This window comes from Rhizobacter sp. (genome assembly GCF_046595475.1).
Lineage (GTDB): Bacteria > Pseudomonadota > Gammaproteobacteria > Burkholderiales > Burkholderiaceae_C > Rhizobacter.
Map to the genome: position 1 here is coordinate 1 of NZ_JBKJOQ010000100.1, position 10,285 is coordinate 10,285.

The 10,285-nt window shown below is 63.8% G+C and carries 8 protein-coding genes; 5 read left to right on the forward strand and 3 right to left on the reverse strand.

Going from position 1 to position 10,285, the window contains the following annotated elements; translation table 11 throughout:
- Positions 1–636 precede the first annotated feature (636 nt).
- From AC30QB_RS18455 to AC30QB_RS18475, 5 genes are all read left to right on the forward strand, one after another.
- Positions 637–1,470, forward strand: coding sequence for a flagellin N-terminal helical domain-containing protein (locus AC30QB_RS18455; protein ID WP_489547725.1), 834 nt, complete (start codon positions 637–639; stop codon positions 1,468–1,470).
- Between the two features lie 147 nt (positions 1,471–1,617).
- Entirely contained in the window at positions 1,618–3,024 is a 1,407-nt protein-coding gene (gene fliD, locus AC30QB_RS18460; RefSeq protein WP_489547726.1) for a flagellar filament capping protein FliD, read from the forward strand.
- Between the two features lie 130 nt (positions 3,025–3,154).
- Complete coding sequence (gene fliS, locus AC30QB_RS18465) at positions 3,155–3,577, forward strand: flagellar export chaperone FliS (RefSeq protein ID WP_489547727.1); 423 nt, start codon at positions 3,155–3,157, stop codon at positions 3,575–3,577.
- 53 nt (positions 3,578–3,630) lie between these two features.
- Positions 3,631–3,930: a flagellar protein FliT gene (locus AC30QB_RS18470; protein ID WP_489547728.1), complete on the forward strand. Its 300-nt coding sequence runs from the start codon at positions 3,631–3,633 to the stop codon at positions 3,928–3,930.
- Between the two features lie 31 nt (positions 3,931–3,961).
- Entirely contained in the window at positions 3,962–4,717 is a 756-nt protein-coding gene (locus AC30QB_RS18475; protein ID WP_489547729.1) for a flagellar brake protein, read from the forward strand.
- 46 nt (positions 4,718–4,763) lie between these two features.
- Here the strand turns inward: AC30QB_RS18475 and AC30QB_RS18480 are convergent, their stop codons facing one another.
- The 3 genes from AC30QB_RS18480 to AC30QB_RS18490 are packed head-to-tail and all read right to left on the reverse strand — an operon-like array spanning position 4,764 to position 9,895.
- On the reverse strand, positions 4,764–5,732 hold the full coding sequence (locus AC30QB_RS18480) for an ABC transporter substrate-binding protein (RefSeq protein WP_489547730.1): 969 nt from the start codon (positions 5,730–5,732) through the stop codon (positions 4,764–4,766).
- An 8-nt stretch (positions 5,733–5,740) separates the two neighbouring features.
- A complete protein-coding gene (locus AC30QB_RS18485) occupies positions 5,741–8,863 on the reverse strand; it encodes a PAS domain-containing protein (RefSeq protein WP_489547731.1) in 3,123 nt (1,040 codons plus the stop codon).
- Between the two features lie 6 nt (positions 8,864–8,869).
- Entirely contained in the window at positions 8,870–9,895 is a 1,026-nt protein-coding gene (locus AC30QB_RS18490) for an ABC transporter substrate-binding protein (RefSeq protein WP_489547732.1), read from the reverse strand.
- Between the last annotated feature and the right edge of the window lie 390 nt (positions 9,896–10,285).

Here is a 10,285-nt window from a genome sequence, read left to right on the forward strand (position 1 = left end):
TGACGCAAGGACACGGTGTTCTTCTCCTGCCAGACCATGGTTCGCTTCCGGGGCTACGACCCCCAAAGCGTTACCCATGTCCGCGCACACCCGTTACCCATGTCTCCGGTCTAAACATGTCGACAAAGAAAGGAGGCAAAGAAAGCGACCCTGCCGACTCGGCCCCCGCTGCGCGAGGGCTGCCTTGCGCTGCTCGGTCATTGCGGGTCGGGCAGAACTCGCTACGCGGCCTGCGGCCGCTGCGCTCTAACAGCTGCCCGAAGTCAGAGGTTGATGCGCTCACGCGCGCCCCGCAAAGCCCTGTGCTGCTCAGCTCGTCCGAAGGGGAAGATGAACACCGGCAACACCAGCCTCGCCCCGCCTCGCTTCGCTTCGCATCGGCTCGGCTCGATGCCTGCCGTCATTCCGGAACTGGCCGGAAATCCCCGTTCATTTCGGCCTTATGCCTACCTCAAGCTTCCCAAACAATTGCACTCAGCAGGTCATGAAGACGACCTGTGGTCCCACGGTCGGAGGTGCGTTACCTAAACCCGCGCGGACTTCAAGTCGGCAGTAGCTGTGGAATGAAAGACCACACGTCTGCAGAGCCAAACGCCGGCATGTGCCGGAGGTCGATCATTCTTGAAGGAGTGCAACATGCCCCAGACCATCAACACCAATCTCAATTCCCTGAACGCTCAACGAAATCTCAGCATGTCGCAGGGCGCCTTGTCGGTTGCCATGCAACGACTGTCTTCCGGCCTGCGTGTCAACAGCGCCAAGGACGACGCTGCCGGCCTCGCCATTGCCGAGCGCATGAATTCCCAGGTGCGCGGCATGAACGTCGCTGCCCGCAACGCCAACGACGGCATCTCGCTGTCGCAAACGGCTGAAGGCGCACTCGGCAAGATCGGCGACGCCATGCAGCGCATGCGTGAGCTGGCCGTGCAATCTGCCAACGGCACCAACAACTCGCAAGACCGCGACAACCTTCAGGCTGAATTCCAGCAGCTGAATGACGAGGTCGCGCGCATCGTCACGGGCACCAAGTTCAACGGCACCGCGCTGTTCGACGGCAGCACCCCCGCCTTCACCTTCCAGGTGGGCGCAGGCACCGGTGCCACCGACACGCTGACGATCAACTCGGTCGACCTGACTGCCACCGTCGCCGCACTGGGCGCGCTCAACATATCGGGCATCGACAACACTGGCGCAATTGCCGCGATGGACGCGCTCGACACCGGCATCATCGACACCACCACCGCCCGCGCCGCCTTCGGTGCCGCGCAAAACCGCTTCGATTCCGTCATCGGCAGCCTGACCGTGTTTGCCGAAAACCTGTCAGCCGCACGCGGCCGCATCATGGATGCCGACTTCGCCGCTGAAACCGCCGCCCTGTCGCGCGCCCAGATCCTGCAGCAGGCCGGCAATGCCATGGTGGCGCAAGCCAATCAGCTGCCGCAGCAGGTGCTCACCCTGTTGCAACGTTAAAAATTTGACAGTCCGGACTCAAGTTCCGGAAATTGCCGCCGACAACGAGATATCCAGGCTTGCTTGGGTATCTCGGTTTTGCATTGGTAGGCCGTGACCGTGGGAGATGTCTTCCCGCGGTGACGAAAGGAACGTAAGAGGTGTGCTATGGCGACCATCAGTTCATCAGGCATTGGCAGTGGGTTGGATGTGGAATCGATCGTCACCAAGTTGATGTCGATCGAGAGACAGCCGGTCACGCGCCTGCAGACACAAGCGTCGACGATACAGACCAAGATCTCAGCCTTTGGTCAGCTTCAGTCTGCCCTGTCCACTTTCCGCGATTCCTCTCTTGACCTCACCAAAGCCACCACCTGGGGTGCGACCTCGGCCACGTCGTCTGACGCCACGGCCATTCAGGTGACGAGCGGCGAGGGCGCCGTGCCCGGCAACTACGCCGTCAGCGTCGAAGCGCTCGCCACCGCACACACCGCCGTCACCAAGACCTATGACTCAGCCGATGCCTTGGTCGGCGCCGGCACGCTGCGCGTAGAGATCGGCAGCTTCGGCCAGGCCGGGTTTGCGCCACAGCCCAATCTGGCGGCGATGAACATCGACATCAGCCCCACCGACTCCGTGGCCATGGTGCGCAACAAGATCAATGCCGCCGGTGCCGGCGTGTCTGCGGTGATCGTGAACGACGCCACCGGCGCCCGCCTGATCATCAGCTCGACCACCCCGGGCTCGGGCAGTGCCTTTCGGTTGTCGGGCGATGGCGGCGCGGCCGACCTGAGTTTCGACCCCGATTCGGCCACCAACGCCATGACCCAGACGCAGGCCCCCGCCGACGCACAGGTCACGATCAACGGCTTGGCGGTCACCACCTCGGGCAACCGGCTCACCGACACGCTGCAAGGCCTCACGCTCAACCTGAGCAAGGTCACCACGGGTGCGGTGCAGATCAGCGTGGCGCAAGACAACACCGCGCTAAAGAAATCGCTCCAGACCTTTGTGGACAACTTCAACGCGCTGTCCACCACGCTGTCCGCGCAAACCAAGTACGACGAGGCCACCAAGACGGCCGGCAGGCTGCAAGGCGACAGCACTGCGGTGGCGCTGCAGCGCCAATTGCGCAACGCGCTTACCGGCTCGTCGCCGGCATCCAGCGTCTACGCCAGCTTGAATGCGGTGGGTATTTCGCTGCAATCCGATGGCAAGCTGAAGATCGACGACACCAAACTGACCAGCGCCTTGAACAGCAACCTCCCTGAGGTAAAAAAGCTGTTTTCGACCAGCAACGCGCTCGACACCGCCCAGAACGGCGTGGCCACGCGACTGCGCATCTTTGGCGATCAGGTGCTGGGCAGCGACGGTGCGCTCAGCACCAAGACCGCGGGCCTGAACACCAGCCTCACGCTCAACCAGAAGCGCCAGGGCGAGATCACTTCGCGCCTCACCCTCACCGAAGCGCGCCTGCGGGCCCAATACACCTCGTTGGACAGCAACATGTCCAAGCTGACCGCGCTCAACACCTACATCACGAACCAGGTGGCGCAGTGGAACAGGGCTCGCTGAGCGAAGAATGCATGGCGAATGGCCTGTAAACGCCTGAAAACACCAGTTGTTCAAATGGCACCTTGGGCTCAAGCGCTGACATGGCACGCCGATAACCAAGTATCTGCCCAACGCTAAAAGCCCAACAGCCATGTTTGCTTCAGCCGCCTACTCTGCCCCCTCCAAGCGCCAACTCGGCGCCTATCAGCAAGTGCACGTGACCACCGGTGTTGATGGCGCTACGCCGCATCGTCTGGTGGAGATGCTGTTCGAAGGCCTGCTCGAGTCCTTCGCCCAAGCGCGCGGCGCCATACGACACGGCAACATCGAAGCCAAGGGCCAGGCCATCGGCCGTGCCGTGCGCATCATCGATGAAGGCCTGCGCGCAGGCCTCAACGTAGAGGAAGGTGGCCAGCTGGCGCTCGACCTGCGCGACCTGTACGCCTACGTGACGGTTCGCCTCACCTATGCCAACCTGCACGGCGACGAGGCCGCCATCGCCGAATGCGCCCGGCTGATCGAACCCCTGAGCACGGCGTGGGCCGAAATGGGCCCCAAGGCAGCAGCGGCATGAAGCGCACAGCAACACTGCGCACTGCCACCCCCTTCAGCGCCCCGGGAGACCCTATGAACACCGCCCTGCTGCACTACTACGAAGCAATCGAACGGGCCAGCGCCGACATGCTGCAGGCCGCTCGCGTGGGCGACTGGGACCAGGTCGTCAAGCTCGAAGGCGCTTGCGCCTTGCTCATCTCGCAGCTCAAGCACGCCGCCAACGCGCAGGCGCTGGACAGCGAAGAGGCGCAGCTCAAGTCGCGCATCATGCAGCGCATCTTGATCAACGACGCCGAGATCCGCCAGCTGGCCGAGCCGTGGCTGGAAGACCTCGACGGCATCCTCGCCGGGCGCCCGAAGTCCGTTCACTGAGCGGGCACGCGGGCGCACCCCCAAGATGTCAATGGACACCCTGCCCATGCAGCTCGACGCGGTGGCCGCCGCCCACGGTGGGCTCGATGAGTTCCGCATGACGGCGCAACCCGAAATGGTGAAGACGCTCAAGTCATTGGTCGACGGCAGCGTGCTCATCAACCTCAACGGCAGCGACGGTGCGTCCTACACCACCACGCTGTGGGCGATCGACGCCGCCCGCGGCATCGTGAGCTTCAGCGCCGATTCCGACAGCAACCAGGTGCAGGCGCTGGTCGAGGCCGAAGACGCGGTGGCCGTGGCCTACCTCGACAGCATCAAGCTGCAGTTTGACGTGAGCGGGCTGGTGCTGGTGCGTGGTGGCAAATCGAGCGCACTCAACTGCGCCTTCCCGCGCGAGATCTATCGTTTTCAACGGCGCAGCGGCTTTCGCGTGCGCCCGCTGCTGCGCAGCACCCCCGTGGCGCGCGTGCGCCACCCGATGATTCCCGACATGGCGCTGGCCTTGCGGGTACTCGACGTGAGCATCGGTGGCTGTGCGCTGTTCTTGCCCGACGACGTACCACCGCTGCAGCCCGGTGTGGTGCTCAATGGCGTGCAGATCGAGCTCGACATGGACACGCGCGTGAGCACCTCGGTGCGCCTGCAGCATGTGACTTCACTCAATCCCGATGCCCGTGGCGTGCGCCTGGGCTGCGAGATCGTTGACCCGACCCCCGACGTGGTGCGCGCCATGCAGCGCTATATCGACCAGACACAAAAGCGCCAGCGCGCGCTCGCGCGCTGAGCCCGCGGCGTGGCCGCAGTCAACTCCTGCCAGCAGCGCTGTCGAATCAGCGCACCAGCGTGACAGCCTCCGGGGCCACCTTGCGCAACAGCGATGGCTGCAGCACGCTTGCCACGCCGCCCGCGCCTGCTGTTGGCTTGGCATAGTTTTCACGCAGTGCCCAGCGTGACTGGCTGCTCATCGTGCTGGCCAGCGCCTGGTCGAGCCGGACCCGAAAATCATGCTCTTTCAATTGCGCTTGCGCCGCTGCCGGCGAGTAGCCCATCTTTGCAATCAGAACTTGCACTGCGTGGGCGGGATCTTCGGCAATCAGCCGCTCTGCACGCACCAAGGCGCGCAGCAGTTTCAGAAGTGCCGCTTCACGCGAGGCAACAGCCGCTTTGCTGGTGATGAGCCCGAAATGCTGGGTGTACACGCGCGGGTTGGGCAGCAGCAGGCCGTCTTCACGCAGGGATGAAAGTGCGGTCGATGCCACCGGCTCCCAAATGGCCACCGCATCCACGTCGCCTTGCTGCAAGGCGGCTGTGAGTTGGTCAGGGGTGTAGCCTATGACTTTGGGTCGCGGGTCGACGCCGTGAAACAACAGCCAGCTGTCCAGGAAGTACTGGGCCGAGCTGCCCAGCACGGTCCCCACACGCTTGCCCGCCAGGTCGGCGGGAAGCGCGATGCCCGCGCTGCGCCGCCCCACCAGCTTGATCTGGTGCGACGAGGTACTGATGGTCGCGATCATGGCCAGGTCAGGGCGCGAGAAGCTGTTGAGGGTGGCCACGAGTTCCGCGGCCGTGGCGACCTCGGCCGACCCATCGGTCAGCAAGCGAACGCAGTCGCGGCCGCTGTTGCAATCGAGCTTGTTGACGGTCAAACCTTCCTTGGCGAACAGGCCGTCTGCCTCCGCCACATAGATTGCAAGTGACACCGGCCCGTGCGAGACCGCCAGGCTGAGTGTTTCGCCTGCAGCGGTGCCGGCGTACAGGGCGATGAGCCACCCCATCGCCAAGCGCAGATGCAGACGCATCGGAAGGGTCAAAGCTGCTGCTCCCGCTCGGTGGTGGCAGATGCCACACGAAATGTGCTTCTGCCGGCGCCCTTGGCCGCGTACAACGCTTCATCCGCCTGGGCCAGCAGCAGCGCTGACGTCGTGGCCGGTTGAGAGGGGTCGTGGAAGGCGATACCGACGCTGGTGGTCACGGCGAGTTCGCGCTCGCCTACCTGCATGGGCAGCTTCACCTGGTTGACGATCTTCTGCGCGATCGCCTTCACCTCGCCGTGATCGTGCAGCCCTTCGAGAATGATGGCGAACTCGTCGCCTGCCAGCCGCGCCACGGTGTCGGTGGTACGCACGCTTGTGACCAGGCGCCGCGCGAATTCCTTCAGCACCTCATCGCCTGCAGCATGGCCGAGCCCGTCGTTGATGGCCTTGAAGCGGTCGACGTCGAGGTACATCAGCGCCAGCGCATTGCCGGTGCGGCCGGCACGTGCCAGTACCTCAGGCAACTTCTCATTGAACAGCAAGCGGTTCGGCAGGCCTGTCAGCGTGTCGTAGCGCGCCAGTGCTTGCAGCTTGCGCTCGACTTCCTTGAGCGCGGTGACATCAGAGCTGAGCGTGTAGATGCCTAGCACGCTGCCATCGGGGTCGAGGTCGGGGATGTAGCTGGTGTGCGTGGTGCGCGTCACGCCCCGCGCTGTCGCTTCGTTCTCGAACTCAACGCGCTCTCCGCGCAGGGCGCGTTCCAGGTTCGGTCGGCGCGGCTCATATAGCGTGGGGCCCACCACGTCGCGAACATGCATGCCCAGCAGTTTCACCGGGTCGGCCCCCAACCAAGTGCGGTAGGTTTCGTTGGCGAAGCGAAGGCGCTGGTCCTTGTCGATATACGAAATCAGAACCGGCAGGTTGTCGGTGATCTGGCGCAGTTGCTGCTCGCTGCGGGCGCGTTGCCTTTCGGCCTGCCGAACGCCCGTCACGTCGAAGGTCATGACATAGAAGCCGCGAACCGTGCCGCCTTCTGTCTTGTCGGGCACCAGGTGTGCTTGAAAGTACACGTCGCGCCCGGCACGGTTCAGGTGGCCTTCGAAGCGGGCAAACTCGCCTTGAAGCACGCGCCGCACGTGGGGCTCGTGTACCGCGTAGCTCTCTTCTCCCAGGCCCGAGCGCAGGGTGTGAAGCAGGGTGTCTTCTTTGCGAATGCCGTGGATCTTGAGCACCGTGGCGTTGGCGTAGAGGCAGCGTTGCTCGGTGTCGAAATAGCCCACCATGGCGGGGATGTTGTCGGTGATGTCGCGCAGCCGGCGTTCGCTGTCGTGCAGCAACGCCTCAGCACGCTTCCTCTCGGAGATGTCTCTCAGGAACGCCGTGGCGGCGTACCCCGTGCCCTCATTTACCGCGGCAACCGACAGCTCGATCGGAATGACATGGCCATCCTTGTGCATGGCGGTGATCTCGATGCGCTGGTTGACCACGGGCCCCTCGCCCGTTTCGACGAACCGCTTCATGCCCGCGTTGTGCCCGTGCCGGTGCTCCGGTGGGATCAGTATCTCTGCCAGTTGACGGCCCAGCACCTCGTCTTTGCTCCAACCAAAGGTGAGCTCCGCTTGCCGGTTCCATTCCCGAATTCTGCTTTGAGAATCGATGCTGATGAACGCATCGGGTGCATGTTTGAGAATGCTTCGCACGCGCTGTTCGCTTTGTGCGTGCAGCAGCTCGGCTTGCTTGAGGGCGGTGATATCGACCGCCATCGCGAAGATGCCGATCACCTTGCCCTGGTCGTCAATGTCGGGGATGTAATCGGTCAACAGGTGAGTGGTGCGGCCGTCGATCAGCGAGACACGCTCGAAGTGTTGCCCCTCGCCGGCCAACGCCGCGGCCAGGTGCTGTTTCACCAGCGGGTAGTTGTTGGGGCCGAGCGTGGCTTCCACCGTGGCGCCGAGCAAGGCATCTCTTTCAATGCCAAGCAAGTGCGTGTAGTGGGCGTTGACGAAGCGAAACTTCTCTTCCGGGTCGATGTAGGAGATGAGCGTGGGCAGGTTGTCGGCAATCATGCGCAGCAGGCGTTCGCTGCGTGCTTGAGCCAGCTCGGCGTTCTTGCGGGCCGTGATGTCGATCACCAGCACGTAGAAGCCGTCGACGGCACCTTCGCTGCCGTGGTCGGGCAGGTAGTCCACCAGAAGATGTGCGTCAACACCGTGTTCGGTTTGGTGGTGGCGCTCGAATGAGCGCCGTTCACCCCGCAGCACGCGATCAATCTCGCCCGCCGTTTGAGCGTAGGCCCTGGGCCCCAGCACCTCGGCCACTGTTTTGCCCAGGAAGCTTTCGAGCTCTGCGCCGAATGTGGTTTTGAAGTGGGCGTTGACGAATCGGTACACCTGATTTCGATCAACGTACGCGATCAGCACGGGCAGGTTGTCGGCGACGGCTCGCAGCCGCTGCTCGGCGCGGCGAGATTGCGCGTCGCTCTGAGCCAGCGCCACGGTCATTTGGTCAAAACGGCGAGACAGCTCACCGAACTCGTCGCGGCTGCTGGTGGCCACGCGTACGCCCCGCTCGCCGCGCGACACTGCGCCCGTCGCATCGGTCAGGCTGCGCAAGGGCCGCAGCACGCGCCGCTGCACGATGGCCGCAATGGCGATGACGAGGGCCAGCATGACGAGTGGCGTGACCAGCGCGTAGGCTTGAAAGCGCAGTTCCGCTGCCTTGCGCTGAAGCACCGCCTCTTGGTACCACTGGTAGGCGAGGTCGCTCATGGCCTGCGTGCTGGTCAACAGCTGATCGATCAACACCTCTTTGCGCCGCAGCGTGAAAGGCGCTTCGTCGGTGGGCAGCTCCTGCAGGCGGTTGAACAACGGCGGCAGGGCCTGCGTCACCGAACGCAGTTCCTTGAGTGCGGCGCCGGCGTCGTCACCGGACAAAGCGGTGGTGATGGTGGCGTGGCGCTGGTGCCATTGATGAGCCGAGCGTGATTCTGAATGGCGTGCGTACTCTTGCGTCAGCACCAACAAGCCTGACACCTCGTGAGAGGTCGTCTGCGCCCGCGCCTGGGTTTCGCTGGCGGCGTTCTCGTCTTGGGCGGCGCGAACCACCAGCAAGGCGGCCACACCGCCCAGACTGAGGGTGGCGACCATCACCGCCAGAAGCAAAGTACGAATGCGCATGGCGATTTAGCGGGCCACACCCACCGCAGCCGGCTTGACAGATTTCAACGGAGCGGTGTGCAGCATGCCCAGAAAGTTCGGCGTAGCCGTGCCCTTGACGTGGCCTGCGCGGCGCGCCCACCGCGCTTCACCTTCCATGGTCGTGATCAGAGACTGATCCAACCCCAGGCGAAAGTTGAGCCCCGCCCACACCCAGTCGATGAACTTTTGATCGAGCTTGAGCCGGGCGCGAAGAATCGCCTGCGCATCTGCCGGGTGCTCACGGATGAACTGCTCTGCTCGCTCGACGGCCCGCAACACCCGCGTCAGATCGGCGTCGCGCGCACCCACCAACCTGCGATGGCCCAAAAGGTTGAAGGTGAGGATGTAGCCGCTGGTGTGCGGCATCACCAGGGCGCTGGGGCCCAGGGCCTGGATGATCAGATATGAGTAGGGTTCCCATACGGCGACCGCATCGACGGTGCCTGCCATCATCGCCTCGAGCATCTTCTCCGGCTGCAAGTTGACGAGCGTCAAGGTGCTCGGGTCTACCCCCACGGTGAGCAGGTACAGATCCAGGAAGTATTGGCTGGACGAGCCCGGCACGACGCCGACGCGCTTGCCCACCAGGTGCTGAGGCTTGGAGATGCCGGAGCGCGCTTGGGCAATCAGCTTGACGTCTTCGGTGGTGGTCACGAAGGTTCCCAGCACCGCGAAATCGGGTCTCTCGAACGAATTGAAAACCACGGGGAGATCGCCGGCGGTCGCAAGGTCAGCCTGGTCGTCCAGAAGCTGCTTGAGGCATCGGTGGCCACCCGTGCAGTCAGACAAGCGCAAGTCGAGACCCTCATCTGCAAAAAAGCCTTTCTCGCTGGCGATGTAGATCGGCAGCGAAAGCGGTGTTCTTGCCACGGCGAAGGTGAGCGGCTGTGCCAAGGCCGCCGTGGTGCCGATCACCAGCGCTCCCAGTGCGGCACCACGGGCCAGCGCAGCGCGCCAACGCCGCGGGAATCCAAGGGAGGCTTGACGTGGCGAGCGGGCAGGTAGGTGCATGGCGATGAGGCAGCGTTGGGCGAACACACGGGAGCGGCTTTCTCCACGCCCATCCATCATCCTGCGGGGTGCTCCGGGGAGAGGGCTGAAACAGACCTCGCTTTCGGCCGTTTCTCCAGAGCTTGCCCAAACGCCAGAGGGCCCGCTGAGCCCGCGCAGGCCACTGCCGCCCGCGGGAAAACCCCGGCGCTGCCACGCAACGCTACAGCGACTGCATACAAGCGCTCAGCGTCTACTGCCGCGACCATCACCTCCGAGGCTTTGAGCCGACGAGTGACGCACTGACCGCTGGGGCGAGCCTCACTGAGCTGGCGCGGCCCCGCTACCCGCATTCGCCCATGAGTTCTTTTGGCTCTGTTGAATTTCGAATGGATGCAGCGCCCCCCGTTT

Excerpts from the sequence above, each read along its gene's own strand:
- AC30QB_RS18455 (WP_489547725.1), top strand. The coding sequence starts at position 637 with ATGCCCCAGACCATCAACACCAATCTCAATTCCCTGAACGCTCAACGA.
- fliD (WP_489547726.1), top strand. The coding sequence starts at position 1,618 with ATGGCGACCATCAGTTCATCAGGCATTGGCAGTGGGTTGGATGTGGAA.
- fliS (WP_489547727.1), top strand. The coding sequence starts at position 3,155 with ATGTTTGCTTCAGCCGCCTACTCTGCCCCCTCCAAGCGCCAACTCGGC.
- AC30QB_RS18470 (WP_489547728.1), top strand. The coding sequence starts at position 3,631 with ATGAACACCGCCCTGCTGCACTACTACGAAGCAATCGAACGGGCCAGC.
- AC30QB_RS18475 (WP_489547729.1), top strand. The coding sequence starts at position 3,962 with ATGGACACCCTGCCCATGCAGCTCGACGCGGTGGCCGCCGCCCACGGT.
- AC30QB_RS18480 (WP_489547730.1), bottom strand. The coding sequence starts at position 5,732 with ATGCGTCTGCATCTGCGCTTGGCGATGGGGTGGCTCATCGCCCTGTAC.
- AC30QB_RS18485 (WP_489547731.1), bottom strand. The coding sequence starts at position 8,863 with ATGCGCATTCGTACTTTGCTTCTGGCGGTGATGGTCGCCACCCTCAGT.
- AC30QB_RS18490 (WP_489547732.1), bottom strand. The coding sequence starts at position 9,895 with ATGCACCTACCTGCCCGCTCGCCACGTCAAGCCTCCCTTGGATTCCCG.